Genomic DNA, 25,622 nt, shown 5'->3' on the forward strand with positions numbered 1-25,622 from the left:
AAACTCTGTGTGGAGGCGTAAGGAATGCTGCGATCGACCGAAGAAATCGTCGCTTCGCTCCGGGAGGCACTCACCGGCGTCGGTGTCGTCCTGCCGTCCCTGTGCGTGGACCCGGTGACAGGTGCGAGCGACGAGAAGTTCGCGCTGGTCACGCTGGGGCGTTGCAACGTCCGTACCGCCGAGAAGCTCGCGTCCGTGCTGCGCGGCGAACGGCCCCCGGTCGGGGCGTACGCCGTGGACGTACGGGACGGGCGGGTCGGCGAGGTGATGGGGCACGTGGCCGGGAACGTGCAGTTGCGGCCTGTGGCCGGCGGCCGGGAGTGGGACTGTCCACCGGAGTCGACAGGACCCGCCGGGCAGGAGGAGGTACTGCGGGCGAGGGTCCGCGAGCGGAACCGCGAAGCCCGCCTGCCCTGAGCCGCCTGCCCTGAGCCGCCTGCCCTGAGCCGCCCGCCGTGAGCCACCCGCCGTGATCGACTGCCCCCATGCCCCTGATTCCGCCCCGCCTCCTCCGCGCCCTCGAATCCTTCAACTCCGCCCACCCCTGGAGCCACAACGCCCACTACCACCCTTGGCTGCTACGGCAGTTGCCCCGCAGGTTCGGGCGCGCCCTGGACGTGGGTTGTGGGAGCGGCGACCTCGTGCGGCTGCTTGCCGCGAGGAGTACGGGTGGTGTGGAGGGCATCGACTCCGATCCCCAAATCATCGCCAGGGCAAGGGAGTTGACCTCGTCCGGCGTCTCCGGCGTCTCAGGTGTTCCCGCGGTCTTCACCGTCGTCGATGCCCGGGCCGAGATCCCCGCCGGCCCCTACGACGTCATCACCTGTGTCGCCGCCCTCCACCACCTCCCGTTCGCCGAGACGCTCACCCGCTTCCGTGACCAACTCGCCCCGGGTGGAACCCTCGTGGTGGTCGGCTGTGCCCGCGAGGAGGACGCCGTCGACACTCTCCTCGGGGCCGTCTCCGTCGCCCTGAACCTCGTCGTGGGCTGGGTCAAGAACCGGGGTCGTAGGGCCGCGTCCCGCCCGGTGGCCATGACCGCCGTCACCCGGCCGCCGGAGATGACCTTCGCCGAGGTCCGCCGCGAGGCGATCCGCGTCCTGCCACGGGTCCGGCCGCGGCGGTGGCTGTTCTGGCGGTACACGCTGGTGTGGCGGGCACCCCTGGCATGATTTCCGCCAACCCGATGCATCACCTCGTCGAGAGGGGCGACGGCAACCGCTCCAAGCACTGGTGGGCCCGGTGGCGCGCCATCGCTATCCGCCCACGAGCGCGGGTGCCAGCTCCCGCCACGGCTCCGTCGGTACCTCGAACGGCGACTCCATCAGGGCCTGTACGCAGACATGGTCGGCGCCCGCGGCGAGATGCTCGCGCACCCGGTCGAGGATCGCCGTCTCGTCACCCCACGCCACGAGCGCCTCGGCCAGCCGGTCGGAGCCGCCGCGTACGAGGTCCGTCTCGTCGAAGCCGGCGCGCAGCCAGTTGTTGCGGTAGTTCGGCAGGCCGGTGTAGATGTCCAGGTGGGTATGGGCCCGGCGCAGTGCGGTCTCGCGGTCCTTGGTGAGTACGGCGCCCATCTCGACGGCCACGATCTTGTCCGGGCCGAGAGCCGCCCGTACCTCGGCGGTCTGGGCCGGTGTCACCAGGTACGGGTGGCTGCCGTCTGCGAGTTCGCGGGCCGTCTCCAGCATCCGGGGGCCGAGCGCGGCGATCAGGACGGGCGGCCGGGGCGCGTCGGCCTCGGCGGCGTAGAAGGTCGCGCCCGCCATCGCCGTCAGGTACTCGCGCATCGCGGCGACCGGTTTGCCGTAACTGCCGCCGCGCACCCGCTCGACCAACGGCCGGTGGCTGACCCCGAGTCCGAGCACGAAGCGGCCGCCGTACGATGCCGACAGCGTGCGGGACGCCGCGTTCGCCGCGACCGCGTCACGCGCCCAGATGTTCGCGATGCCGGTCGCCACGCGCATGCGTGAGGTGGCCGCGAGCAGCACCCCCGCCTGGCTGAACGCCTCCCGGCCGTACGCCTCGCCGAACCACAGGGTTCCCCAGCCCTGCTCCTCCAGCTCGGCCGCGATCTCCGCGCCCACCGCCGGGGCGACGGCATCCAGGCTCGCGGTCCAGATCCCTACGCGGCCGAGTCCCGCTTCTTCCACCACTGTCATACCGGGACGGTAGGGGGTGGGGTGGGGCGGTTGCCGTGACCGTGCCGCTCAAGGTCCTTGACCCGGGCGTTCGCAGCAGGGGAGGTGGCTCAGTCGCCGGGCTGGTAGGAGCGGGGCGCGGAACCCGTCCAGCGTTTGAACGCGCGGTGGAAGGCGCTCGGCTCCGAGAAGCCCAGCCGCCGCGAGATGTCCTCGATGGAGACCGTGCCCGTGGCCAGCGCAGCGATGGCCACATCGCGCCGCAGCTGATCGCGGATCCGCTGGAACGAGGTGCCCTCCGCCGCCAGCCGCCGCCGCAGGGTCTGCGCGCTCACCGTGAGCCGGGCCGCGATGTCCTCGGGGTCCGGCATCCGGTCCGGCAGCGACTGCCCGAGCAGTCGGCGGACCTGCGCGGCGGCGGTGCTGCCGTAGTCCAGGCGGGCGAGTACGTCGCCCGGGGCGCGGCGCAGGAAGGTGCGTAGCCCCAACTCATCCTGGAGTACGGGGAGTTCGAGCAGGGCGCGGTCGAAGACGAGGGCGGTGCGCGGGGCCCGGAAGGTGCACGGGGCGCCGTAGAGGAGGTCGTATTCGAGCGCGTGGGGTGGTGCCGGGTGGCTGAACTCGACCCGGGTGAGGTTGATCCGGCGGCGGATCAGCCAGCCGGCGAAGCGGTGGGCCACGACGGTGGCGGACTCGGCGAGGTAGTGGTCGGGGTCGTCGAAGGCGGTGAGGTCGAAGACGAGCGCCACCTGCTGTCCCAACTCGCTTGCCCCCTCCTCCAGTTGGAAGCGAGGGCCGCCGGGGAAGAGGCCGTAGAAGGTGCTGCTGCGGTTGATCGCGGTCCGTAGGTCGGGGCTGCAGTGCACCACCGCGTGGCACATCATCGCGAAGGTGCCCACCCTGAGGGGGTGTGGGCCGAGGCCCTGAAACTCGTCGTCGAGGGCCTGCCACACCGCCTTCGTGAGCCGGGCGAACTGCTGCGGCGACACCCGGGCGAGCGGTACCTCCAGCAACTCCGGTGGTAGGGTGGCCTGTTCGAGGAGCGGGGCGATGTCCACGCCGTGCCGCCGGGCTCCGCGCAGCGCGGCCCGTACGTGGTGGATGGCGACCGAGCGGGTCGGAGCGCTGTACGCGGGAGGCGTGGCCATGAGCGCCGATCGTACGGGACACGCAGGTCAACGACCGTGAGCGCTGCGGTCATGACGGCCCGCCGTGCCGCCCGCCTACCGTCGGGGCGTGATCAGAAACGGATATTTCGACGAGGCTCACGAGGCGTACCGGACGGCCTGGCGCGGCTTCGTCGAGCACGAGGTCGTGCCGAGGCAGGACGGCTGGGCGCGCGAGGGGATCGTGGGCAAGGACGTCTGGCGGCTCGCGGGGGCACAGAACCTGCTCTGCCCGTGGGCCGATCCCGCCTACGGCGGTCTGGGCCTGGCCGATCTGCGGTACGAGCAGATCATGATCGAGCAGCTGGCGGACGCCGGCGAGTCCGGCTTCGCGGCCCCGCTGCACTCGTGCGTCGTCGCCCCGTATCTGGCCGAGTTCGGCACCGAGGACCAGAAGAGCCGGCATCTCACCCGCGCGGTCTCGGGCGAGGCGCTGGTCGCCATCGCGATCACCGAACCCGGTACCGGCTCCGATGTGGCCGCCCTCCGTACGCACGCCGTGCGGGCCCCGGGCGGGGACGGCTGGCTGCTCAACGGGGCCAAGACGTTCATCTCCAGCGGCGTCAACGCCGACCTCGTCATCGTCGCCGCCCGCACCGGCGAGGGGCATGCGATCGGCCTGTTCCTGGTGGCCGACGGGACCCCCGGCTTCACCCGGGGCCGCAAGCTCGACAAGCTCGGGCTGCGGACCTGGGACACCGCCGAACTGTTCTTCGACGACGTGTACGTCCCGGACGCCGATGTGCTCGGCGGGCCGGATCAGGGATTCGCTCTGCTGATGCGGCAGTTCGCCCTGGAACGACTCGTCGTCGCGATGGGTGCGGTGGCCGACGCGGGCGCCGCGCTGCGCGAGACCATCGCCCACACCAAGCAACGCACCGCATTCGGGAGGCCGTTGGCGCGATTCCAGGACACCCGCTTCCGGCTGGCCGCGATGCGGGCGCGGATCAGCTCCGCCCAGGCCTTCGTCGACACCTGCGTCCTTGCCCACAACCAGGGCACCCTCACCGCCGACCAGGCCGCCGAGGCGAAACTCGTCACCACCGAGCTGCAGGGCCAGGTCGTCGACGACTGCCTGCAGATGTTCGGCGGCTCCGGCTATCTGTGGGAGTCCCCGATCTGCCGCCGGTACGCCGACGCGCGCGTCCAGCGGATCTACGGCGGGACGTCCGAGATCATGAAGGAGATCATCAGCCGCGCGATGGATCTCTGACCAACCCCCCTCCGTTCCGGGCGACTTGGTCCCGTTGGGCGAAGCCGAAGGCGTACGTGGCGAGGAAGCCGATTCCGTACCCCGTCAGCAGCCCGCCCCCATAGATCGCCACCGTCATCCCGAGCCCCTTGTTCCCCGCCAGCAACGGGAACAGCGCCCACCCCGACGGTCCGATCGCCGTCGCCCCCACCCTGTCGCCCAGCATCGCGAAGAACCCGACGAACGCCCCGCCCGCCGCCCCGCCCGCGCAGGCCGTCAGGAACGGTCGGCCGAGGGGGAGCGAGACGCCGTAGATGAGCGGTTCGCCGACGCCCAACAGCCCTGCGGGGAGCGCCGACTTGATGGTCGTACGGAGTGAAGTGTCGTGGCGCATACGGAAGTAGACCGCCACCGCCGCACCGACCTGGCCCGCGCCCGCCATGGCCAGGATGGGCAACAGGACGGTGTAGCCCTGCTGTTCGATGAGGGTGGTGTGGATGGGGATGAGGGCCTGGTGGAGGCCCAGCATCACCAGGGGGAGGAAGAGGCCGCCGAGGATCAGGCCGGCGAAGGGGCCGGTGGTGGACAGGAGCCAGTTCGCGGCCGTGCCGATCGCGGTGGAGATCTCGCCGGCCGCGTACATGAGGCCGTAGAGCGTCGCGAGGCCCGCGGCCAGGACCGTCAGGGTGGGGGTGACGAGGACGTCGAGGGTCGCGGGGACCCAGGTGCGGCACCACTTCTCGACGTAGGTGCCGAGGAGTGCGGCGGCGAGTGCGCCGAGCACCCCGCCCTGGCCGGGGGAGAGGGCGACCCCGAAGGCTGTGACCTTCGCGACCCCGGGGTACACCACGACCGCGGCCACCGCCCCGCCCAGCACCGGTGTCCCACCGAACTCCTTCGCCGTGTTGTAACCGACGAAGACGGCGATGAGGGTGAGGAACGCGGAGGGGATGACGGCGAGGGCGCCCGTCACTCCCGGGAGCCAACCCATGTTGATCAGCAGGCCGTTGAGGCCGGCGAGGACTCCGCAGCCGATGAGGGCGGGGATGAGCGGGACGAAGATGTTGGCGATCCGGCGGAGGAGGAGTTTGCCGGGGGTGGCGTTGCGCGCCCGTTGTGCTTCCTTCAACTCGGCGCCGCGCGCGGCCAGTTCACCGGCGGCGCCACTCACCAGCTTCTCGAACTCCGGGGTCACCCGTGCCACCACCCCCGGCCCCAGCACGATCTGGTATGTGTCGTCGTCCACGACCCCGAGCACGCCGGGCAGCGCCCGCAGGGCCTCCTCGTCCACCAGCGACCGGTCGACGAGGCCGAGTCGGAGGCGGGTCATGCAGTGGGCGACGGAGGTGACGTTCGCGGGGCCGCCGACGAGGGGGAGGAGGGCGGCGGCGGTGTCGTACGGAGTGTCCACCCCCTGAGCGTGCCGGTCAGTCGGCCGCCGCGGTCAGCGCCGCGCGCAGTCGGCCGCCGGACTCCTCCAGAAGGCGGGCGGCCGTCGGGCCGTCGACCCCCGCGAGAACGACCAGGATCGCGTTCTTCACCTCGCCGTCGGTGGCCGCGAGGGCGCGCTCGATCTCCGCGTCGTCCGCGCCGGTCGCGAGCGCGACGATACGGCGGGAGCGGGCGCGCAGCTTCTCGTTCGACGCGCGTACGTCGACCATGAGGTTCCCGTAGGTCTTGCCCAGCCGGATCATCGTGATCGTCGACAGCATGTTGAGCACGAGCTTCTGGGCCGTGCCCGCCTTCAACCTCGTTGATCCGGTGAGGAGTTCGGGGCCCACGACGACCTCGATGCCGTGTTCGGCGGCTGCGGCGAGGGCGCTGTGCGCGTTGCAGGACAGGCCGATGGTCAACGCCCCGAGTTTGCGCGCGTGCGCTACGGCTGCGATCGCGTACGGGGTGCGTCCCGAGGCGGAGATGCCGACCACCGTGTCGTCGGGGGTGAGCGTGAGTGCGTCGAGGTCGGCCTCGGCCAACTCCCGTGAATCCTCGGCGCCTTCGATCGACGTGACCAGGGCGTCCGGGCCACCGGCGATCAGTCCGACGACCTGGGAGGGGTCGGTGTTGAAGGTCGGCGGACACTCGGACGCGTCGAGTACGCCCAGCCGTCCTGCGGTACCTGCGCCCATGTAGATCAGCCGGCCGCCTCGTCCCATCCGGTCGGCCACGGCGTCGATCGCGGCGGAGATCTCAGGGAGGCGTTGCGCGACCGCGGCGGCGACCGTGGCGTCCTCGGTGTTCATGAGGCGGGCGATCTCGGGGGTGGGGAGTTGGTCGATCCCGGCGAGTTCCGGGCGGAAGGCTTCGGTGGTGAGTGACTCCAACTCGGCGCGGAGGTCACGGGGGTTGGACGTTGAGGTCATTGAGAAGCGGCTCTTTCCGTTCGTTCTTGTCTGCCGGCCGGTGGGGGCTGGTCGCGCAGTTCCCCGCGCCCCTAAAAACGGTCGGTGTTCTCGTCGCGCACTTGAAAGTGCCGCTGGTGTCAACCCCCTAGGGGCGCGGGGAACTGCGCGACCAGCCACAACGCACCCGCAGCGAACAATGCACCTCTATCGCCTATGCCGATGCGCCAGTGCCTCATAAGACGCCGACAACGCGGGCGCAGCCTGTTCATACGTCCGTTGCGCCACCCCGATGAACAAACAGTCCACCACCAGCAACTGACTCGTCCGGGAGGACATAGCGGCCGGTCGCAGCTCGCTCTCCCGAGCTGTGGACGTCGTGAGTATGTGATCGGCGTACTGCGTCACCGGCCCGTCCGGCCGCCCGGTGATCGCAACGGTCGTAGCCCCGTGCTCGAAGGCGACGCGCAACGGTTCGATGACGTCACCGGTGGACCCGGAGTGGGTGATCGCGATGGCCACATCGCCCGCCTTCAGCTGCACCGCGTTGGTCACGGCGAGGTGCGGATCGCTGTGGGCGTGGGCTATGAGGCCTATGCGCAGGAGCTTCTGGGTGAGGTCCTGCGCTACGAGCCCGGACGCCCCGACGCCGTAGATGTCGGTACGGCGGGCCGCGGCGAGCGCGGTGACGGCCGCGCCGAGCTGGACGGTGTCGAGTGCGGCGGCCGTGTCGGCGAGGGTCTGCTGCTCGTCGTAGGCGAGTTTCGCGACGACGTCGGCGATCGGGTCGTCGACGGCTATGTCGGTGGTGAGGGCGGGCGCCCGCCCGGACTGCTGCTGCGCGGCGAGCCCGGCGAGGGCGAGGCGCAGGTCGCGGTAGCCGGGGTAGCCGAGGACGCGGGCGGTGCGGACGACCGTGGCCTCGCTGGTGCCGGTGCGTTCGGCGAGGCCGGTGACCGTGAGGGCCGCGCAGCCGGCCGGGTCGGCGGCGACGGTCTCGGCGACGCGCTGCATGGAGCGGGTCATGGAGGGGGCGAGGGTGCGCACCTTGGCGGCCAGTGCGGCGGGTGGCGTACTCCCGGAGGCGCTTCCGAAAATTTCCTTCACTTCCTGAGTCACCTCTGAAAGATATTTTCGCGACGGTGGTCCGGTCAAGAGTGCGCACAATGGGTGCATGGACCCCAGTAGTGACCCCAGCAGCGATCCCATAAGCCCCCTGGAGCAGGCGCTGCACGCCGCCCGTGCCCTCGTGCTCGCCGATCTGGCCGCGCGCGAGGTGGTCGCGGCGGACGTGGTGTCCATGGTGGAGGAGTCCATCGTGGAGCGGCGATGGTGGGTGGAGCAGTGGCCGGAGGGTGTCGAGTACGTCGCCGGCCTTGTCGCTCAGGACGTGCAGGACGCGCTGCTGGAGGCGTACGGACGCTGGCCGCTCTGCCCGGTCTGCGCGGCCGGCGACCCGCACGCCCTGGAGGTCGAGCCGGAACTGGGACCCGACCCGCACTGGGTCTGCCACCAGGCGGGCGTGAAGGTCGCCGCCGTGGGAACCCTGGGCTCCCTGTGACCGTGTACATCGACCCACCGACCTGGCCGGGGCACGGACGCCTCTGGTCCCACCTCGTCAGTGACGTCTCGTACGACGAACTCCACCTGTTCGCCGAGGAGTTGGGCGTCCCGCGCCGGGCCTTCGAGCGCGATCACTACGACCTTCCCTCGCATCGTTACGCGGACGCGGTGGCCGCCGGGGCGGTGGAGGTCCGGAGCCGGGAGGTGGTGCGGCTGCTGACGGCGGCCGGGCTGCGGAGGCCCAAGGGGCGGGCGCAGTAGGCGAGTTGCTCGGCGCCGGAGTTCGCAGGGCACCGGCCGTCGGCCGAACGGGCCTGCTCAGCGCCCGAGTTCGTAGGCGAACTCGCCCTCCACCTCGTCCTCGCTGACCTTCTTGAACCCCGCCCGGGTGACGACGGCCTGTGACGCGAGGTTGTCGCGTTCGATGGTCGCGAAGACGGTGCGTACGTCGTCTCGGGCCAGTGCCCACTCCGAGAGCGCGCGGAGTGCCTCCGTCGCGTAGCCCTGGCCGCGGGCGCCCTCCGCGAGGTCGTAGCCGATCTCCGTGCGGCCCTCCTCGTCGGGGGCGCCGTGGAAGCCCAGGCCGCCGACCGCGCGGCCGTCCTCGTGGCGGACGAGGGCGAACACGCCGAACTCCGGGCGGTGGACGCCCGATGCGTAGGCCTTCAGCAGGAAGGTCGCGGCCTCGCGGGTGCCCTCGTAGGGGCCGCCCTCGATCCACTCGAAACCGCCGTCGCCGCCCGCGACCAGGTCACCGGCGGCCGCGGGGGTGATGCCCTGGAGGGTGAGGCGGTCGGTGGTGTGGACGAGGTTGTTGTTCCACTTCCAGCCGGTGACGGGGGCGCGGCCGGGGAGTTCGCCGCGGCCGGTCGCCCACAGCAGGGTGCGCCAGTGGTCGGCGCCGGGGCGGATGTGCGGGAAGATCCGGCCGAGGACGAACTCGCTGAGTTCCGGGGCGGGTTGGTAGGTCAGGCCCAGGCCCTCGGCGATGTCGTGCGTGTGCAGCAGCACCTCGGCGATGCCCATCGCGGCGAAGCCCTCGCGGTTCGCGCTGCGGAACGGGTACGGGTGGAAGGCGCGCACCTCACGGGGTGTGGTGCGGATCGCGGCGGCGAGCAGGACGCCGGTCGTCCGGATCACGTCCAGGACACCGGAGTTGTCGGTGCCGTCGTCGAAGGTGATGTCGAAGGGGACGTACGCGTGCTGCGCGCGACCGGCCAACTGCCCCGCGTACGAGATGAGATCACCGGCGATGTGCTCGGCGGTGTCCCGGCAACTCCACTCCAGCCGGCCCGCCTTCGCCCCGTCCCAGTCCCGGTCCGTCGCCGTCCCCAGCAGTGCGAGGCAGCTCGCGACGGCCTCTTCCACCTGGTGTGCGGCTGAATGCCCGGCCATGTCTCCGCCCGTGTTCCCCATGCGGGGGAGCATACGGGCGGCGACCGGCGCCCGCCGTGATTAAGGGGCCAGCAGCTCCAGTTCCGCCGCCAGGTTGTAGCGTGCCGTGGCCTCCCACCGCGCGGCCCCGTACGGCGTCCTGAACAGCCGTGGCAGGTCGAGGAGTTGCCGCAGGATCGCCGAACGGCCGTCCCGGAAGGCGTCGTTGGGGACGAAGTGGTACTCCTCGCGGACGGCGGCCGTGTAGGCGGCGTACGCCGACGGCGGCGCGGCCAGGATCGCGAGGTCCGCGTCGCACAGGACCTGGCCGTCGCGGTCGTCGTCGGCGGGGTCGTGCGTGACGGTGAGCCGGACCAGGCGGGCGACCTCGGCGGTCCTCGCCTCCGGCACGCCCGCCTCGGCCAGCGCCCGCTCGGCGAGCCGCGCGGACCGCTCCTCGTTCTCGGAACGGTCCGGGAGATACACCGCGTCGTGGAACCAGGCCGCGAGCCGTACGACGTCCGGGTCGTCGGCGTGCTTCTCCAGCACGTCGACGTGGTCGAGGACCGAGGTGAGGTGGGTGAGCGTGTGGTAGTGCCGCTGCGGCTCCTGCCAGCGGGCGAGGAGGTTCTCGGCGTACGGCGAGGGGTCCGGACAGGCGTCGGGACAGGCGTCGGGACCGCCGTCGGGTGTGCGTGCGGGTGCGGTGGCGGGCGTGCGGGCGCCTTCGAGGGCGCGGGTCCAGCGGGCGCGGAGGGCGTCGAGATCGGCCATGCCCCTTATTTTCCTCCCGCGGCCGCGCCCCTAGCGTGGAACCCATGACTTACGCCGACACAGCACACGAGGTACGTGACCCCGAACTGCCCGGCCGCCTCCTCACCACCGAGCGCGACGCCCTGATCCCGCTCCTCCGCTCCCGCCCCGACGAGGACTTCGCGCTGGCGACCCTCGCGTGTCCGGGCTGGACCGTACGGGACGTTCTCGCGCACTGCTCGGCCGCGCTGACGCGGGTGGTGGAGCGCCGGTTCGAGGAGGGCGTGTTCTCGCCGGCGGCCAACGACCGGGACATCGCCGAGCGGGCCGACTGGACGAACGCGCAGGTCGTCGACGAACTGGAGCGGGGCATGACCGAGGCGGGCGCGGCCATCGCCCGCACGCGCGGTGTGCTGGACATGGTCGCGCTCGGCGAGTGGGTGCACGCGGGTGACGTACGGGACGTCCTCGGCGTGCCCGGCGCCTATGGTGGCGAGGGGCTGTCCTCCGCTCTGACCCTTCTCGCCTTCGTGACCCGTCAGAAGAACCACCGGCCTCTGCACGCGGACCTCGACGACCTGGACGACCCCCTGCGCCTGGGCGACCTCTCGGGCGAGCTGACCCCGGCCCGCTACATCGGCGACGCGCCCACGCTCGTACGCCTGTACTCGGGACGGCCGGTCCCGGCCGGGGCGGGATACGAGTTGGCCGGCGCGGAACCGGCGGAGCTGAACATCTTCGGCGGCTGACGTCTGGCCCGTGGCCGCCGCCTGTGGGGTGGGTGACGTCCGTCGGTGGCGACGCTCGTGGGGTGGCTGGCATCCGGCCGCCGGCCGACCCCTGTGCGGTGGGTGATGTCTGGTCGGCAGTCGACGCCCGTGCGGCCGCCAGCCCACGCCCGTGCGGTGGCTGGCACCCGGCCGGTTGTCGGTACCTGTGCGGCAGCCGGCGCCTGGTCGGCGGCGCGCGGTGACGGGGGTGATCTCGCGGCCCCCGGCCCTCCCGCGTACCCTGAGATTGGACTAGACCTGTAGCCGCTCCAGGGAACACGACGGAAGGGGTCCTATGAGCACGCGTGCAGTCCTGGAGGTGATCGCCCTCGGCGCCGAGGACGCGGTCGCCGCCCAGGCCGGAGGCGCGGACCGTCTCGAACTGGTCACCGACATGGCGGCCGACGGACTCACCCCGCCGGTGGAGACCTTCGCCGCGATCCGCGCCGCCGTCGACATCGACCTGCGCGTGATGCTGCGCCTCGCGGACGGGTTCGCCGCGGGTGACGTGGACCGGCTCGTCCGGGTCGCCGGGGAGCTGCGGACCGCCGGCGCCGACCAGTTCGTGCTCGGGTTCCTCGACCCGGACGGGTGCGTCGACCTGGACGCGGTGGAACGGGTCGTCGCCGAACTGGACGGCTGCGCCTGGACGTTCCACCGCGCGATCGACCGCGCCGCCGACCGCGACGCCCTGCGCAAACAACTCGCCGACCTCCCGGGCCTGGACGCCTACCTCACCGCCGGTTCCGCGGACGGCGTCGACGACGGCCTCCCCACCCTGCTCCGCGAGGCGGCCCTGCGCGGCGAACCCGGCTACGAGCAGCGCATCCTGGTCGGCGGCGGCCTCCGCCTCGACCACGTACCGACCCTCCTCGCCGCCGGGGTCGACGCCTTCCACATCGGCGGAGCCGCCCGCCCCGAGGGCTGGGACCGGCCGGTGTCGACGGCAGCGGTGGGCGAGTGGCGGGCGGTGCTCGACGGAGCGTGAATCGCCCGTTTAGCCGACTGCCCTTGTCGCCGACCGCCCTTTTCGCTCGGGTGGGTTGGGGCGGCACCGGCGCCATCGGTTCGGCCGCTCGGCCGGAGGGCTCGGAGCGGCCGGTGTCAGTGACGGCGGTGGGCGAGTGGCGGGTCGTGCTCGACAGAGCCTGACGTGTCCGTCTCGCTGACCGCTCCTGTCGCCGACCTCCCCTTCCCCTCAGGCGAGTTGGGGCGGCAGCGGAGCCGTGTGCGTGACGATCAGGCCCGACACCGCTCGGGTCAGGGACACGTACAGGCGCCGCAGGCCGGTACGTTCGTCCGGTTCGCCGTCGACCACGGCCTGCGGTTCGTCGAGGACCACGTAGTCGTACTCCAGGCCCTTCGCGAGCGACGCCGGGACCAGGGTCAGACGGGTCTCCACGGTCGTCTCCTCACCCGGGTCGATGTAGCCGATGCCCGCCGCGGTCAGGGCTTCCGCCAGCACCGGGATCCTGGCGTCGGCCGCGATCAGGCCCGTCGAACCCTCGTTGCGCAGCAACTCCTCGCAGGCCGCGACCACTTCGCCGGTGTCGACCGTTTCCCGGAGGTCGAAGAAGCCCGGGTTCTCACGGACGGAGGCGACAGGCGTGAGCCCGGGGGCGATGTGGGGGAGGAGTCGGGAGGCGTACGTGATGACGTCCGTCGGCACGCGGAAACCGGCCGTCAACTCCTCGATCACGCCGTCGGATTTGCCGAGGTGGGCCAGCGCCTCGTCCCAACTCCGGGTCGCCCAGGGCGTGGTGCCCTGCGCCAGATCGCCGAGGACGGTCGCGGAACCGGTGGTGCAGCGGCGGCCGACCGCCCGGTACTGCATCGGGGAGAGGTCCTGCGCCTCGTCGATCACCACATGCCCGAGCGAGTGCGTCCGCTGGACCAGGTCGGTCGCCTCGTCGATCAACACGGCATCCGGGGAAGACCACTTGGCGGCTTTCACGCTCCGCACGGCCTTCGCCCAGAGGATCGTCTTCTGCTCGTCCTCGTCGAGGATCCCGTCCGCGTGCGCGGCGAGGAAGTCCGCGTCGGTGAGCAGCCGCAGCACGAGCTTCGCGGGCTCGACCGGCGGCCACACCGCCTTGACGGCCGCCTTCACCGCGGTGTTGCGGGCCACCGCGTCCTGAACCCGGTCGTCCGGCGCCTCCCCGGACCGCTCCATCTGCACCAGCACGACATGCGCGATGCGCTGCGGAAGCGCCTCGCGGGCGGCGCCGTAGCGGATGTCGCGGTCGAGCAACTCCCGCACGATCGCTTCGAGTTCGTACGCCGGGACCCGCCAGCGGCGCGAGCCGCGCACGACCATCACCGGCTCGGTGGGGATGGTGACGTGCGAGTAGATGGCCCGGCGGAGAACCTCGGCCATGCGGGCGTCGCCCTTGATGACGGCGGCCGGTGCCTCGTCCGTGCCGCTCACCTCGACGTGCGCGACCAGGTCGTCGACCGTGCCCTGGCGGACCGTCAACTCGCCCAGCGCGGGCAGGACTTGCTCGATGTAGTGCAGGAAGGACTTGTTCGGCCCGATGACGAGGGTGCCGGTCCGGGCGAGCCGCTCGCGGTGGGCGTAGAGGAGGTACGCGACCCGGTGCAGACCGACGGCCGTCTTTCCGGTCCCCGGCCCGCCCTGCACACAGACCGTGCCGCCGAGTCCGGACCGTACGATCTCGTCCTGCTCGGGCTGGATGGTCGCGACGATGTCGCGCATCGGGCCCACGCGCGGGCGCTCGATCTCCTGCTGGAGCAGCTTGCTGGTGGCGGCCGCCTCGGCCGGGTCCATGAGGTGCTCGTCCTCGTACGCCGTGAGGTCGCCGCCCGTGTAACCGAAGCGGCGGCGCAGCGAGATGTCCAACGGGTCCTTCTTGGACGCCCGGTAGAACGGCTGCGAGACCGGCGCACGCCAGTCGATGACCATCGGGTCGCCGTCGGCGTCGTGCACATGCCGGCGCCCGATGTAGAACTGCTCGCCTTCCGCGCCCTCGGCCTGGTCGGCGCCGGGTGAGTGCAGGTAGTTCAGCCGCCCGAAGAACAGCGGGGTGTCGCTCAGGTCGGCCAGCGCCTTGATGCGGTCGTCGATCTGGCGGGAGAGGACCGCGGCGTTGACCCAGTTCGCCGTGACGTCCTTGATGTCGAGCGACTCGACGTCCTCGCGCATGGCACGCAGCGCGGAACGGGAGGAGGCCAGGTGGGAGCGTTCGCGGAAGAGCGGATCGTCGGTGGGCGTGGACAAGGGGGTGCCTCCGGAGGGCCTGCTGATGCGGCTGCTGGGTGTGTGCTCGGTGGGTACCGACCGGTTTCCGTCCGGGCGGTGGCACTCCCTGCGGGGAGGCGGGCAAGAGCGGAGATTCTAGAGCAGGGCAACTGGCGGAGGCGAACGATTTTACGGCCGCGTTGACGCCCGCGTGCGTGTCCCCTAGGGGACGACCCCTCCACCCAGGAGGGGAACGGGTCAGCCCGGAGGTGTACACGGGCGGCCCGGAGGTTGGCTCTCTGGACCGATGCCGACCTTATGTCCCAAGACGCACCATGGAGACATGAGCGCAGCAACCATCACCCCGGTCCCCGTCCGCCCGACCGGCGCCACACCGGCCACCGGCGGCAGCCACCCCCATCGCCTCGGCAATGCCCTCCGCGCGATAAAAGTGTTCGTGGGCGCCGCGTTCAGCGTGGTCGTCCTCGGCGAGTACGGCGAGGAAGCGGGCGTTCGCCGTAAGTGACCACCGGCTCCGCCCGCTTCACCCGCTCGTCCGCTTCACCCGCGCCGCACCGTGACGCTCAGTTCTCCGCGAGGATCTCGTCCGCGTCCATGATCCGGTAGGCGTACCCCTGTTCCGCGAGGAAGCGCTGGCGGTGGGCGGCGAAGTCCTGGTCGATCGTGTCGCGCGCGACGACCGAGTAGAAGTGGGCCTGGTGCCCGTCGGCCTTCGGCCGCAGCACGCGCCCGAGGCGCTGTGCCTCCTCCTGACGCGAGCCGAACGTCCCGGACACCTGGATGGCGACGGTGGCCTCCGGCAGGTCGATGGAGAAGTTCGCGACCTTGGAGACCACGAGCACGCTGATCTCCCCCTCGCGGAAGGCCCCGAAGAGCTTCTCGCGCTGCGCGTTGGAGGTCTCACCCTTGATCACGGGCGCGTTCAAGTGCTCGCCCAGCTCGTCGAGTTGGTCGATGTACTGCCCGATGACAAGGATCTGCTGACCGGCGAACCGGCGCACGATCGCCTCCGTGACCTTCCGCTTCGTCGCGGTGGTCGCACAGAAGCGGTACTTCTCCTCGGCCTCGGCGGTGGCGTACGCGAGCCGCTCGGACTCCGTGAGATTGACCCGCACCTCGACACAGTCGGCGGGCGCGATGTACCCCTGCGCCTCGATCTCCTTCCAGGGCGCGTCGAACCGCTTCGGCCCGATGAGGGAGAACACGTCCGACTCCCGGCCGTCCTCGCGCACGAGGGTCGCGGTCAGCCCGAGCCGCCGGCGCGCCTGGAGGTCGGCGGTGAACTTGAAGACGGGAGCGGGCAGCAGATGCACCTCGTCGTAGAGGATGAGCCCCCAGTCGCGGGAGTCGAAGAGCTCCAGGTGCGGGTAGACACCCTTCCGCCGCGTCGTCAGCACCTGGTAGGTGGCGATGGTGACGGGCCGGATCTCCTTGCGCGTCCCGCTGTACTCGCCGATCTCCTCCTCGGTCAGCGAGGTCCGCTTGATCAGCTCGTGCTTCCACTGCCGGGCGGAGACGGTGTTGGTGACGAGGATCAGCGTGGTCGACTTGGCCTGCGCCATGGCCCCCGCGCCGACGAGGGTCTTCCCCGCCCCACAAGGCAGCACGACGACACCGCTGCCACCGTGCCAGAAGTTCTCCACGGCCTGCTTCTGGTAGGGCCGCAGCGCCCACCCGTCCTCGTCCAGTTCGATCGCGTGCGCCTCGCCGTCCACGTACCCGGCGAGGTCCTCGGCCGGCCAGCCCAGCTTCAGCAGCACCTGCTTGATCTGTCCGCGCTCGGAGGGGTGCACGGCGACCGTGTCGGGGTCGAGCCGGTTGCCGACGAGCGGGGCGACCCGCTTCGAGCGCAGGATCTCCTCCAGCACGGGCCGGTCGGTGGTCGTGAGCACGAGCCCGTGAGCGGGGTGCTTGCTCAGGGTCAGGCGGCCGTAGCGGTCCATGGTCTCGGCGATGTCCACGAGCAGCGCGTGCGGCACCGGATACCGGCTGTACTCCACCAGCGCGTCCACGACCTGCTCGGCGTCGTGCCCGGCGGCCCGCGCGTTCCACAGCCCCAGCGGCGTCACCCGGTACGTGTGGATGTGCTCGGGCGCCCGCTCCAACTCGGCGAACGGCGCGATGGCGCGCCTGCACTCGTCTGCGCGCTCGTGATCGACCTCAAGGAGAAGGGTCTTGTCGGACTGGACGATGAGGGGGCCATTCACGCGCGACTGCCTTTCTGCGGGGCTCGCCGGGCCTGGAGGACTCGGGGCGGCCAAACGTCCAGTGTGCACTATCGGCCGATGATCACGGCGGCGCTCTGAGAGGGTGAGGCGATGGGAGAGCTGGGGGTGGAGGCCATGGGAGAACTGAGGGTGGAGGCCATGGGAGAACTGGTGGACCGGGTCGACGAGCAGGACCGGGTGCTCGGGGTCGTGGACCGGGGAGAGGCCATCACGCACCACTGGCTGCACCGCGTCGCGACGATCGTGTGCCGGGACGAGGAGGGCCGCGTCCTGGTGCACCGGCGGGCGGCGGACATGTCCCGGTTCCCGGGGCAGTACAACTTCATGATCGGCGGCGGCGCCGAGGCCGGGGAGTCCTACGAGGAGGCGGCGGCCCGCGAACTCACCGAGGAACTCGGCGTGCGGGCACCGGTCCAATTCGCCTTCAAGTACCTGTGCCGGGGCGAGATCAGCCCGTACTGGCTCGGCGTCCACGACGCGGTCATCGGCACGGACATCACCCCCGACCCGGACGAGATCTCCTGGCACGCGTGGGTCACGGAGGCCGAGCTGCGGGAGATGGCCCGGCGCCCGACGTTCGTGGCGGACGCCGTCGAGGCGCTGGACCGCTACCTGAACCGGGACGCCCGACCCGCTGTCTGACCCGGGACCTCAGTCCTCCGCCAGCTCCGCGACCCCCGTCACCCGGTGCAGCGGATACGTCCGTACCTCGTCCGCCGTGTGGTCGTACGCCGTGACGAAGCCGCCCTCCACGCGGATGGGGGCGATGACGCGCTGGCTGGCGGCGCCCTCGGCGTTGACGTAGCCGATCCAGAGGGTGCCGCCGGTGAGGACGGCGGCCTGCATGGTGGCGAGGGTCTCGGCGGAACTGGTGCGGGGGAGGTCACCGGCGGGCGAAGGGGTCGTCTTGAGGGGCGTCGTGGAGGCCCGGTCGCCCGCCCTGATCGCGCGGATCGCCGCCGACAGGAGGGTCGTGTCCGGGGTCGGCGGGCCGTCCGGCACCGGTTCCGGGGCCGTGCGGGGCGGGGTGCGGCGGGCGTGGGCCCGGGTGATGACGACATCGCCCTCGGCGGACTCGGCGGCCGGCGCGAAGCCCATCGCGCGCAGCCCGTCGAGGAGCGCGGCCGGGTCGGCCTGGGCCGCCAGCACGGTCGGCGCGAGGCGGCGCAGGCGCAGGCCCGCGGACCGTTTGTCGGCCAGGATCTCGCTGAGCACCGAGTCGTCGTCGCAGCGCACGTACGCCGAGGCCGCGCCGATCCGCAGATGCCCGTGCCTGCGGGCCACGTCGTCGATCAGATAGGCGAGGGGCTGCGGGACCGGCGTACGGGAGTGCGCGGTGAGGAAGTCGTGCAGGTCGGAGGCGGACCGCCCCGCGTCCAGCGCGCGGCGCACCGACCCCGGCGTGAACCGGTACACCGTCGCCCCGCCCTTCGACTCCACGTCCGCGAGCACGTCCAGCATGTCCGCCAACGGCCGCTCCAGCGGGCCGGGGGCCACTGCCGTCAGGTCGGCCTGGAGGAGGACGTGGTCCAACGGCTCGGGGAGGAGCGGCGCGAGGAGCCGCGCGGCGGCGGCACTCGCGGCGGCCTGTTCGGCGGGGGAGAGGGGGTCGGGGGGAGTGGGCGGGCGGTGCTGGTGGTGATGGACGGGGAGCTTGTCGCCGGGGCCGGAGGGATCGGAGGGGGCTGAAGAGCCAGAGGGGGCTGAGGAGTTGGCGCCGCCGGAGGAGCCGCCCGCGTCCTCCACACCTTTGCCACTGCCACTGCCACTGCTACCGCCGCCCGCCACCGCACCCCGCGGCCCCAACAACGCCCGCCCCTGCGCCGACAGGGCCCCCCGCCCCGTCACCCCCAACATCTCCGCCTCGCTCAGCGTCCACCGGGCAAGCCGACTACGCAGATCGTCGTCCTCCCGAGCACCCCCCTGAGCACCCGCGCCCTCTGCATTCCCGGTACTGCGCTGCGCACCCCCCGCCCCCCGGACCGGCCGCTCCCACCGCAACCGAGCCAACACGGACTCGGCAGACGGCGAGGCCCCCTCCGGAAGCCCCGCAAGCAAACCCAGTACCCGGTGCCGTACCTCCGGAGCCGCCGACCGGTCCAGCCCCGGACCCAGCGCGGACAACGTCCGTTCCTTCACGTCCCGCCCACCCACCAGCCCCGACGTCCGGGTCGCCGTCAGCCACGCCTCGGCGAGCCGGACCCAGCGCTGCGCGGCGGGCTGCTCCAGCCACTCGTCGAGGACGGGGGTCGCCGCGTACCGTTCGTCGGCGTCACCGTCGGAGGCCAACAGCCCTGCCGCATAAGCGAGTTCGACCCAGAAGGCGGCGACCGGCTCCGCCACGTCCAGCGCGACCGCCGTCCGCTTCAGATCACGGACGCTGAGCCCGCCCGCGCGCATGACGGTCGGCCCGCCCTCGTCCCAGTCCTTCAGCAGCTCCTCGACCGTCGCGAGCGCGGTGTACGCCTGCCCGGCCGCCGTCGTGTCCACAACCTGTGGACGATGCATCGCCTTCGCCTCGACCGACGGCGCCACCGGCTCCGTCTCACGGTGCGCCCGCCCGGCCCGCAGATGCAGGGCAACTTCACGCGGGAGTACGACAGTTCCGGGCGCGGTGGGCAGCAGCAGCCCCCGGTCGATGAGCCAGCGCAGCCGGGCCGCAGGTTCGGCGGTCACCTGCCCGTACGGCGGCCCCCAGACCAACCGGTTCAGCACCTCCAACGACTCCTCGGGAGCGCGCCCGAGCAGCGCCTTCATCCGCCTGCGGGCCGTGAACAGCTTGGTCAGTGCCGCCACCGCGGAAACGGAGTCATGGGTGGAGGACAGTCCGGCGGCCGTCACGATCTCCTGAATACGGCCCGGCGACATCCCCGCCGTGGCCTCCGCGACCGTGGGCCCGAGGCCGGTCGGCGACGGATGCTGCGGCGACGGCGCCAGCAGCTCACGCGCCGTCCGCACCAGCCGCAGCCGGTCGTCCGCGCCCCACACCAGCGCCTGCTCGCGCAGGGTCCCGAGGGCACGCGGCAGCGCGTGCACGACGGCGGCATCGCGCGCGTCACCCGCCATCAGCCCGACCAACTCGTCGTACGACGCCGGATCCGCCGCCACGGCCAGCGCCTCCGCCGTCTGCAACGCGAAACGGTCCAGCCGCTCCAGCGCCCGCACGACCGACCCGCGCGTACCGGCCCGGGTCGCGAGCTGGGTGAGGTCGGTGGGCACGGGCGTGATGAGGTCGGGGCGGCTGCGCAGCAGCGCGGCCAGGGACGCGTCGTCCCTGGTTCGGAGTGCCTCCGCGAGCGAACGGGGCGGCGTGGCCGGGGTGCTCATCCGACCCACGGTAGCGGGTACGGGCGCCGGGCCGGTGCCGCCCGCCCGACAGCACCGCCCCACACCCTCGGCCGAGGGCACCCCGTGGGTGGGCGGCGATCGCCCTCGCCCTCATCCGGCGTCCGTCCTCGCCGTACCCCCCGATGCCGGGGCCGACACGACGCCCGACCTGCGCTACGGTCGTTCCGGCGGGGTATCCAACGCACCCGCCACGGAGGGGACTTCGTGGGTATCGAGAGCGATCAGGTCGTCTACGAGTTTCTGAGCCGCGTCGGTGACGTGGCTCAGCAACGGCAGCTGCCCTCGGTCACGCGTATGCGGCTCGTGTCCGAGTTGCGCAACGAGATCGACCGGCGGCGTGCCGGGTCCGCCGTCGACACACCGGCCGCCGTCCAGCGCATCCTGAAGGGCCTCGGCAGCCCGGACGAGATCGTCGCCGCGGCCGGCACCGGCGCCGGTGTTCCGCAGATGCCGACCGCCTCCGTCCCCGTACAACGCGACCACGAGGACGATCTACGGCCGAAGGGCCTGCGCCGGGTCGTACCGCTCCCGCGCACCCGCCTCACCAAATCCGCACCCGCACCGGAGCCCGACAACTCCGCCTCCGCACCGCACCTCGCCAGCGCGTCCGACCTCGGCGCGAGCGTCCTCCAGCCCGACTGGTGGCGGCCGGAGAACGGCAACGGGTTCGCGCTCGGCGACAGCGTGCCCGGGTTCACCGGCGGGGTGGAGATCCCCGAACTCCTCAAGCCCCCGCCGCCGAAGGAACCCCCGAAGGAGACGCCGAAGGCACCGGAGGCGGTGGTCGTACCGGTGATCGAGCAGGCGGCGGAAACCCCGGCCCGCCGGCGCCGCATGGTCCCGCGCCTCCCCGCCGGACGCTGGTCCAACCCGCTCCTCCTGATCGCCGCCGCGCTGCTCGTCGTAGGCGCCGTACTCGGCAACTGGTTCGCCCTGCTGCTCGGTTGGCTCATCGCGTACGCGTCCCGGCGGCTGACCGACGCCGAGACGAAGGCGGCGGTGATCGGCCTGCCGACGGCGGCCGTCGCGGCCGGCATCGTGTGGCTGTGGGGCAGGAACGAGGGCCGCTGGGGTACCCCCATCGCGCACGGTCACATGAGCGACGCGATCGCGGAGACCTGGCCGTGGGTGGTGCGGGGCGCGGCGGTGGCGTCGGCGCTGTACCTGGTGTGGCGGTCGCAGAGACAGCGGTAGCGCGGTCGGTGGGCCCGGGTGCGGTCAGCGGGCCCGGTGGGATTGTCGTAGGAGCTGGGCACAATGGCCCGTATGAGCCCGCACCCTGAGCCCGCCCTGACCGTCGGCTTCGATCTCGACATGACCCTCATCGACTCCCGGCCCGGTATCCACGCCGCCATGCTGGCGCTGGCGGAGCGGACGGGGACGTACATCGACGCCGATCTGGCCGTCACCCGGCTCGGGCCGCCGCTCGGAGACGAGTTGATCAACTGGTTCCCGGCGGACGAGGTGCCCGCCGTGGCGGACCTGTACCGCGAGATGTACCCGTCGTTCGCCGTCGCCGCGACCCCCGCGATGCCCGGCGCCCCCGAGGCGATCGCGGCCGTGCGGGCGGCCGGCGGTCGGGCGGTCGTCGTCACCGCGAAGTACGAGCCCAACGCGAAGCTGCACCTGGCCCACCTCGGCATCGACGCCGACGCCGTGATCGGCGACCTGTGGGCCGAGCAGAAGGCGGAGGCACTGCGCGAGGAGGGCGCGAGCGTCTACGTCGGCGACCATGTCGGGGACGTGCGCGGCGCCCGTACCGCCGAGGCCCTGTCGGTCGCGGTGGCGACCGGACCGTGCGACGCGGACGAACTCCGCGCCGCCGGGGCGGACGTGGTCCTCGGCGACCTCACCGAGTTCCCGCGATGGCTTTCGGACTACCTTTCGGCGCGCGCCTGACGCCGGCCCGCGGCGACCGACTGGAGCACGCCTCCGGCGGCCAGCAGGAATCCGACGCCCATGAGCATGCTCAAGAGGTACATGTACGTCGGAAAAGGCGTCGTGTGGAGCAACAGCGGTACCACGGTGACGAGTGTGGCCACCGCACCGATGAAAAAGACGATGGCACCGGCACGGATCAGCCGGTCACCGGCCGCGGCGGAATTCGTTTGGGTTTTGTCGCGCACTGGACCAGGGTAGTTCCTTGCGCAAAGGAACAACCCGGCGACGTCTTGTCACCGGCCTGAAGACCATTAGCCTTGGTACCGGCGGGTCCCGACGACCCGCCGGTCTGCTATCCGAAGCAGTTTTCCGACGAGTACGAGGACGAGGACAGACGTGCCTACCGGCAAGGTCAAGTGGTTCAACAGCGAGAAGGGCTTCGGCTTTCTCTCCCGTGACGACGGCGGTGACGTCTTCGTCCATTCCTCGGTTCTGCCCGCCGGAGTTGATGCCCTGAAGCCCGGACAGCGCGTGGAGTTCGGGGTCGTCGCCGGTCAGCGCGGCGACCAGGCCCTCTCGGTGACCCTGCTCGACCCGACCCCGTCGGTCGCGGCGGCCCAACGCAAGAAGCCGGACGAACTGGCCTCCATCGTCCAGGACTTGACGACCCTCCTCGAAAACATCACACCCATGCTGGAACGCGGCCGCTACCCCGACAAGCCCGCGGGCGCGAAGATCGCGGGCCTGCTGCGCGCGGTCGCCGACCAGTTGGACGTGTAGGAGGCCGGGTAGAGGGCCGTGGAGAAGTCCGGGAGATTCAGCGGATCTTGAGGATCTTGAGGACAGGAGAACGCCGAAGGATCCGGGGATCCATGGATCCAGGGATCCGAGAAATTCCGAGCAAGTCCGGGCCGAGGGGCGACACCAGCCTCTCGGCCCGTGGCGTGCGCGGGGGTTCTTCTTGGCGCTGGGGCGCCACTCAGCCTGTCCGCTCCTTGAGCGCGGGCCGACACCACTCCCTCCGTCCGGTCCTTGAGCGTGGGCCGAAACCACCCAGGCCGTCCGCTCTTTGGGCGCGAGCCGACACCATCAAGTCCGTCGGTTCTTTGGGCGCGGGCCCGTACCGCCCAGCCTGGCGGTCACTTTTCAGCGCAGGCCCGCACCATCCAGCTCGTCCGATGCCTCTCCGACACAGGCCGCCTATATGCAGCCCGTTTGCTCTTTGAGCGTGGGCCGAGACCACCCGTCCCGTCGGCTCTTTGAGCGCGGGCCGACACCATCCATCCCGTCGGCTCTTTGGACGCGGGCCCGCGCCACCCAGCCCGTCCGTCACTTTTCAGCGGAGACCCGCACCATCCAGCCCGTCCGGCGCCTCTCCGACACAGGCCGCCAAAATCCAACGCCGGGTGACCTCTTGATGCAGGCCGCCTATATCCAGCCCGTCCGGCGTTTGAGGACGAGGCCCCTTCAGGGCCGATGGGGGTCTGGGGGCGCAGCCCCCAGGGACGGCGACCCCAGTTCAGGGCAACCGGGAAGCGCAGGGCACCCGGGAAGTTCAGGCAACCAGGAAGCTCAGGGCAACCAGGAAGCTCAGGGAAACGTGAGCGCGTCCGGGTCCAGTGCCGGTACCAGGCCCTCCGCCGCCGCCCGTGTCAGCAGACCCCGGATCGCCGCGTACCCGTCGACCCCCAGATCCGCCGTGAACTCGTTGACGTACAGCCCGATGTGCTGGTCGGCGACCCCCGGGTCCATCTCCTGCGCGTGCTCCATGACGTACGGCCGGGAAGCCTCGGGGTCGTCCCAGGCCGCGCGGACCGACGTACGGACGGAGTCGGCCAGCAGGTTCAGCGCGTCCGCGCCCAGCGACCGCTTCGCGATGATCGCGCCCAGCGGGATCGGTAGCCCCGTCGTGGCCTCCCAGTGCTCACCCATGTCCGCGAGCTTGTGCAGGCCGTAGTTCTGGTACGTGAAGCGCGCCTCGTGGATGACGAGCCCCGCGTCGACCTTCCCGTCCCGCACGGCCGGCATGATCTCGTGGAACGGCATGACCACGATCTCGCCGACCCCGCCCGGGATCGTGTCCGCGGCCCAGAGCCGGAACAGCAGATACGCGGTCGACCGCTCGCTCGGCACGGCGACGGTACGACCGGTCAGGTCACCCGGCCCGCGGGTGAGGACCAGCGGCCCGCAGCCCCTCCCCAGCGCACCCCCGCACGGCAGCAGCGCGTACTCGTCGAGGACGTACGGCAGCACGGCGTACGACACCTTCAGGACGTCCAACTCACCGCGTTCGGCCATGCCGTTGGTGATGTCGATGTCCGCGAAGGTCACGTCGAGCGCGGGCGCACCCGGGACCCGGCCGTGCGCCCACGCGTCGAAGACGAACGTGTCGTTGGGGCAGGGTGAGAAGGCGATGTGAAGGGGCTCGGTCAACGGGGTCATACCTGTCTCCAACTCTCCAGTACGGGCGCGCACTTCCCGAATCCCTCCGTCAGGGCCGCGAGCGCGTCGCCGATGCGCCAGGCGGCGCGGTCGCGCGGGCCGACGGGGTTGGAGACCGCGCGCAGTTCCAGGACGGGGACGCCGTGGGCGGCGGCGGCCTCGGCGACGCCGAAGCCCTCCATCGCCTCCGCGAGGGCGCGGGGGTGGCGGGCGCGGAGTTCCGTGGCGCGGGCGGCCGTTCCGGTCACCGTGGAGACGGTGAGTACGGCTCCGGTGCGGGCGCCGGACGCGGCCGCGAGGTCTCGTACGAGTGCACTCGGCGGACGGTGGGTGACGGTCCCGAAGCCCAGCTCGGTGACCGGGACGAACCCGTCCGGGGTCTCCGCGCCCAGGTCGGCCGCGGTGATCTCGTCGGCGATGACGAGGGAGCCGACGGGCGCCTCGGGCTGGAAGCCGCCGGCGATCCCGGCGGAGACGACGAGGGCGTACGGGGTACCGGCGAGGGCGGTGGCCGTAGCGGCGGCGGCAGCGGCGGGACCCACTCCGGCGGCGATGACATCAACCGTGCACAAAAGGTCGCTCGTGAACGCCCGTGCCACCGCGTCCCGTTCGGCGGGGACGGCGGTGGCGACGAGAATCCGTACGGAGGACGGCGTGGACGCGGACGTGGTCAGGAGTCCTTCTTGAACTTGAAGGACCACAGGCCCTTGACCGTCTTGTCGCCCTCCTTGATGGAGACGACGGTCGAGTTGCCGGTCGCGCCGTACTGGGTGTTGAAGAACACGCTGCCGGGGATCGTGCGGTACGTCTTCTTGCTGGAGTCGGTCAGCGGCTGACCGTTCATCAGGATCGTCCAGCCGTTGTCGGCGATCTTCGGGTCGACACCGAAGCGCACGGTGTCGTCCGGGTCGACCGAGATCGACGTGGAGGCCTTCAGGCACTTCGGCAGGTCCGCGGTCTTCACCGCGTCGCCGTCGTTGTAGCAGGTGGCCTCGGTGTGGACCGAGTTCCTCCCGACGGTGATCGTCGAGATCGGCGTCGGCTTGTCGCACGCCGACAGGACGAGCAGTCCGGCGGAAACGGCGCCGGCGGCGGCGACGGCGCGGCGGCGTCGCACAGCGGATTGCATGGTCATGGGGCGAAGGCTATCGGGCCCGTCCGGTACTCCCCCCACGTGGGGTGCGGCGCGGCGGGCCGGGTGG

Annotated in this window: 26 protein-coding genes; 12 read left to right on the top strand and 14 right to left on the bottom strand. The window is 71.6% G+C overall.

What is annotated here, in order from left to right; translation table 11 throughout:
* Window positions 1–24: 24 nt before the first annotated feature.
* Both OG194_RS25820 and OG194_RS25825 read left to right on the top strand, forming a co-directional pair.
* Window positions 25–417, top strand: a complete 393-nt coding sequence (locus OG194_RS25820) for a hypothetical protein (protein WP_327403174.1) — start codon at window positions 25–27, stop codon at window positions 415–417.
* A gap of 68 nt (window positions 418–485) precedes the next feature.
* Complete coding sequence (locus OG194_RS25825) at window positions 486–1,172, top strand: class I SAM-dependent methyltransferase (protein WP_327403175.1); 687 nt, start codon at window positions 486–488, stop codon at window positions 1,170–1,172.
* An 84-nt stretch (window positions 1,173–1,256) separates the two neighbouring features.
* Here the strand turns inward: OG194_RS25825 and OG194_RS25830 are convergent, their stop codons facing one another.
* Window positions 1,257–2,162 (bottom strand): TIGR03620 family F420-dependent LLM class oxidoreductase, encoded by a 906-nt coding sequence (locus OG194_RS25830; RefSeq protein ID WP_327403176.1) that lies wholly within the window; start codon window positions 2,160–2,162, stop codon window positions 1,257–1,259.
* Window positions 2,163–2,251: 89 nt separating this feature from the next.
* On the bottom strand, window positions 2,252–3,289 hold the full coding sequence (locus OG194_RS25835; protein ID WP_327403177.1) for an AraC family transcriptional regulator: 1,038 nt from the start codon (window positions 3,287–3,289) through the stop codon (window positions 2,252–2,254).
* Between the two features lie 88 nt (window positions 3,290–3,377).
* On the opposite strand from OG194_RS25835, the gene OG194_RS25840 reads away from it, so the two are divergent.
* Window positions 3,378–4,520 carry an acyl-CoA dehydrogenase family protein gene (locus OG194_RS25840; protein ID WP_327403178.1) on the top strand — a complete coding sequence of 381 codons (1,143 nt, stop codon included), beginning with the start codon at window positions 3,378–3,380 and terminating at the stop codon, window positions 4,518–4,520.
* On the opposite strand, the gene OG194_RS25845 is transcribed toward OG194_RS25840, so the two are convergent.
* From OG194_RS25845 to OG194_RS25855, 3 genes are all read right to left on the bottom strand, one after another.
* Window positions 4,498–5,910: a PTS transporter subunit EIIC gene (locus tag OG194_RS25845; protein ID WP_327403179.1), complete on the bottom strand. Its 1,413-nt coding sequence runs from the start codon at window positions 5,908–5,910 to the stop codon at window positions 4,498–4,500. The two genes, OG194_RS25840 and OG194_RS25845, sit on opposite strands and share 23 nt — an antisense overlap.
* Window positions 5,911–5,926: 16 nt before the next feature.
* Window positions 5,927–6,862, bottom strand: coding sequence for an N-acetylmuramic acid 6-phosphate etherase (gene murQ, locus OG194_RS25850; RefSeq protein WP_327403180.1), 936 nt, complete (start codon window positions 6,860–6,862; stop codon window positions 5,927–5,929).
* Window positions 6,863–7,048: 186 nt separating this feature from the next.
* Entirely contained in the window at window positions 7,049–7,960 is a 912-nt protein-coding gene (locus OG194_RS25855; protein ID WP_327403181.1) for a MurR/RpiR family transcriptional regulator, read from the bottom strand.
* Between the two features lie 55 nt (window positions 7,961–8,015).
* Here OG194_RS25855 and OG194_RS25860 point away from each other — a divergent pair, with 55 nt between their 5' ends.
* The gene (locus OG194_RS25860) at window positions 8,016–8,402 is read left to right on the top strand and encodes a hypothetical protein (RefSeq protein WP_327403182.1); all 387 of its coding nucleotides are present in this window, start codon (window positions 8,016–8,018) and stop codon (window positions 8,400–8,402) included.
* Window positions 8,399–8,665: a DUF4031 domain-containing protein gene (locus OG194_RS25865; protein WP_327403183.1), complete on the top strand. Its 267-nt coding sequence runs from the start codon at window positions 8,399–8,401 to the stop codon at window positions 8,663–8,665. Before OG194_RS25860 ends, OG194_RS25865 begins: the two co-directional genes overlap by 4 nt.
* A gap of 57 nt (window positions 8,666–8,722) precedes the next feature.
* On the opposite strand, the gene OG194_RS25870 is transcribed toward OG194_RS25865, so the two are convergent.
* Window positions 8,723–9,772, bottom strand: coding sequence for a GNAT family N-acetyltransferase (locus OG194_RS25870; RefSeq protein WP_327407206.1), 1,050 nt, complete (start codon window positions 9,770–9,772; stop codon window positions 8,723–8,725).
* Between the two features lie 87 nt (window positions 9,773–9,859).
* Window positions 9,860–10,552: an HD domain-containing protein gene (locus OG194_RS25875; protein ID WP_327403184.1), complete on the bottom strand. Its 693-nt coding sequence runs from the start codon at window positions 10,550–10,552 to the stop codon at window positions 9,860–9,862.
* A gap of 44 nt (window positions 10,553–10,596) precedes the next feature.
* On the opposite strand from OG194_RS25875, the gene OG194_RS25880 reads away from it, so the two are divergent.
* Both OG194_RS25880 and OG194_RS25885 read left to right on the top strand, forming a co-directional pair.
* Entirely contained in the window at window positions 10,597–11,280 is a 684-nt protein-coding gene (locus OG194_RS25880; protein WP_327403185.1) for a maleylpyruvate isomerase family mycothiol-dependent enzyme, read from the top strand.
* Window positions 11,281–11,596: 316 nt separating this feature from the next.
* A complete protein-coding gene (locus tag OG194_RS25885; RefSeq protein ID WP_327403186.1) occupies window positions 11,597–12,289 on the top strand; it encodes a copper homeostasis protein CutC in 693 nt (230 codons plus the stop codon).
* Between the two features lie 210 nt (window positions 12,290–12,499).
* On the opposite strand, the gene OG194_RS25890 is transcribed toward OG194_RS25885, so the two are convergent.
* Window positions 12,500–14,566 (bottom strand): HelD family protein, encoded by a 2,067-nt coding sequence (locus tag OG194_RS25890; RefSeq protein ID WP_442811800.1) that lies wholly within the window; start codon window positions 14,564–14,566, stop codon window positions 12,500–12,502.
* A gap of 277 nt (window positions 14,567–14,843) precedes the next feature.
* On the opposite strand from OG194_RS25890, the gene OG194_RS25895 reads away from it, so the two are divergent.
* Window positions 14,844–15,026, top strand: a complete 183-nt coding sequence (locus OG194_RS25895; RefSeq protein ID WP_327403187.1) for a hypothetical protein — start codon at window positions 14,844–14,846, stop codon at window positions 15,024–15,026.
* A gap of 58 nt (window positions 15,027–15,084) precedes the next feature.
* Here the strand turns inward: OG194_RS25895 and OG194_RS25900 are convergent, their stop codons facing one another.
* Window positions 15,085–16,728 carry a DNA repair helicase XPB gene (locus tag OG194_RS25900; RefSeq protein WP_327403188.1) on the bottom strand — a complete coding sequence of 548 codons (1,644 nt, stop codon included), beginning with the start codon at window positions 16,726–16,728 and terminating at the stop codon, window positions 15,085–15,087.
* A 159-nt stretch (window positions 16,729–16,887) separates the two neighbouring features.
* On the opposite strand from OG194_RS25900, the gene OG194_RS25905 reads away from it, so the two are divergent.
* Window positions 16,888–17,391: an NUDIX hydrolase gene (locus tag OG194_RS25905; RefSeq protein ID WP_327407208.1), complete on the top strand. Its 504-nt coding sequence runs from the start codon at window positions 16,888–16,890 to the stop codon at window positions 17,389–17,391.
* A 9-nt stretch (window positions 17,392–17,400) separates the two neighbouring features.
* On the opposite strand, the gene OG194_RS25910 is transcribed toward OG194_RS25905, so the two are convergent.
* Window positions 17,401–20,076, bottom strand: a complete 2,676-nt coding sequence (locus OG194_RS25910) for a helicase-associated domain-containing protein (protein WP_327403189.1) — start codon at window positions 20,074–20,076, stop codon at window positions 17,401–17,403.
* A 225-nt stretch (window positions 20,077–20,301) separates the two neighbouring features.
* Here OG194_RS25910 and OG194_RS25915 point away from each other — a divergent pair, with 225 nt between their 5' ends.
* A complete protein-coding gene (locus OG194_RS25915) occupies window positions 20,302–21,291 on the top strand; it encodes a hypothetical protein (protein ID WP_327403190.1) in 990 nt (329 codons plus the stop codon).
* 63 nt (window positions 21,292–21,354) lie between these two features.
* The gene (locus tag OG194_RS25920; RefSeq protein WP_327403191.1) at window positions 21,355–21,996 is read left to right on the top strand and encodes an HAD family hydrolase; all 642 of its coding nucleotides are present in this window, start codon (window positions 21,355–21,357) and stop codon (window positions 21,994–21,996) included.
* Here the strand turns inward: OG194_RS25920 and OG194_RS25925 are convergent.
* The gene (locus OG194_RS25925) at window positions 21,975–22,223 is read right to left on the bottom strand and encodes a hypothetical protein (RefSeq protein ID WP_327403192.1); all 249 of its coding nucleotides are present in this window, start codon (window positions 22,221–22,223) and stop codon (window positions 21,975–21,977) included. The two genes, OG194_RS25920 and OG194_RS25925, sit on opposite strands and share 22 nt — an antisense overlap.
* A 151-nt stretch (window positions 22,224–22,374) precedes the next feature.
* Between OG194_RS25925 and OG194_RS25930 the strand changes: the two genes are divergently transcribed.
* Window positions 22,375–22,758 carry a cold-shock protein gene (locus tag OG194_RS25930; RefSeq protein ID WP_019057239.1) on the top strand — a complete coding sequence of 128 codons (384 nt, stop codon included), beginning with the start codon at window positions 22,375–22,377 and terminating at the stop codon, window positions 22,756–22,758.
* An 810-nt stretch (window positions 22,759–23,568) separates the two neighbouring features.
* Here OG194_RS25930 and OG194_RS25935 read toward each other — a convergent pair.
* Genes OG194_RS25935 through OG194_RS25945 form a run of 3 tightly spaced genes read right to left on the bottom strand, consistent with a single transcriptional unit; the run spans window position 23,569 to window position 25,555 of the window.
* Complete coding sequence (locus OG194_RS25935) at window positions 23,569–24,420, bottom strand: 1,4-dihydroxy-6-naphthoate synthase (protein ID WP_327403193.1); 852 nt, start codon at window positions 24,418–24,420, stop codon at window positions 23,569–23,571.
* Window positions 24,417–25,121, bottom strand: a complete 705-nt coding sequence (locus OG194_RS25940; RefSeq protein ID WP_327403194.1) for a futalosine hydrolase — start codon at window positions 25,119–25,121, stop codon at window positions 24,417–24,419. The genes OG194_RS25935 and OG194_RS25940 overlap by 4 nt, the downstream gene beginning before the upstream one ends.
* On the bottom strand, window positions 25,091–25,555 hold the full coding sequence (locus OG194_RS25945) for a DUF2771 domain-containing protein (RefSeq protein WP_266771202.1): 465 nt from the start codon (window positions 25,553–25,555) through the stop codon (window positions 25,091–25,093). The genes OG194_RS25940 and OG194_RS25945 overlap by 31 nt, the downstream gene beginning before the upstream one ends.
* Between the last annotated feature and the right edge of the window lie 67 nt (window positions 25,556–25,622).

The organism is Streptomyces sp. NBC_01288, from assembly GCF_035982055.1.
Taxonomy (GTDB): Bacteria; Actinomycetota; Actinomycetes; order Streptomycetales; family Streptomycetaceae; genus Streptomyces.

Coding starts and splice junctions, on each gene's coding strand:
- OG194_RS25920 (WP_327403191.1), top strand. CDS start 21,355: ATGGCCCGTATGAGCCCGCACCCTGAGCCCGCCCTGACCGTCGGCTTC.
- OG194_RS25945 (WP_266771202.1), bottom strand. CDS start 25,555: ATGACCATGCAATCCGCTGTGCGACGCCGCCGCGCCGTCGCCGCCGCC.
- OG194_RS25860 (WP_327403182.1), top strand. CDS start 8,016: ATGGACCCCAGTAGTGACCCCAGCAGCGATCCCATAAGCCCCCTGGAG.
- OG194_RS25885 (WP_327403186.1), top strand. CDS start 11,597: ATGAGCACGCGTGCAGTCCTGGAGGTGATCGCCCTCGGCGCCGAGGAC.
- OG194_RS25880 (WP_327403185.1), top strand. CDS start 10,597: ATGACTTACGCCGACACAGCACACGAGGTACGTGACCCCGAACTGCCC.
- OG194_RS25825 (WP_327403175.1), top strand. CDS start 486: ATGCCCCTGATTCCGCCCCGCCTCCTCCGCGCCCTCGAATCCTTCAAC.
- OG194_RS25905 (WP_327407208.1), top strand. CDS start 16,888: ATGGGAGAACTGGTGGACCGGGTCGACGAGCAGGACCGGGTGCTCGGG.
- murQ (WP_327403180.1), bottom strand. CDS start 6,862: ATGACCTCAACGTCCAACCCCCGTGACCTCCGCGCCGAGTTGGAGTCA.
- OG194_RS25875 (WP_327403184.1), bottom strand. CDS start 10,552: ATGGCCGATCTCGACGCCCTCCGCGCCCGCTGGACCCGCGCCCTCGAA.
- OG194_RS25895 (WP_327403187.1), top strand. CDS start 14,844: ATGAGCGCAGCAACCATCACCCCGGTCCCCGTCCGCCCGACCGGCGCC.
- OG194_RS25935 (WP_327403193.1), bottom strand. CDS start 24,420: ATGACCCCGTTGACCGAGCCCCTTCACATCGCCTTCTCACCCTGCCCC.
- OG194_RS25820 (WP_327403174.1), top strand. CDS start 25: ATGCTGCGATCGACCGAAGAAATCGTCGCTTCGCTCCGGGAGGCACTC.
- OG194_RS25835 (WP_327403177.1), bottom strand. CDS start 3,289: ATGGCCACGCCTCCCGCGTACAGCGCTCCGACCCGCTCGGTCGCCATC.
- OG194_RS25830 (WP_327403176.1), bottom strand. CDS start 2,162: ATGACAGTGGTGGAAGAAGCGGGACTCGGCCGCGTAGGGATCTGGACC.
- OG194_RS25910 (WP_327403189.1), bottom strand. CDS start 20,076: ATGAGCACCCCGGCCACGCCGCCCCGTTCGCTCGCGGAGGCACTCCGA.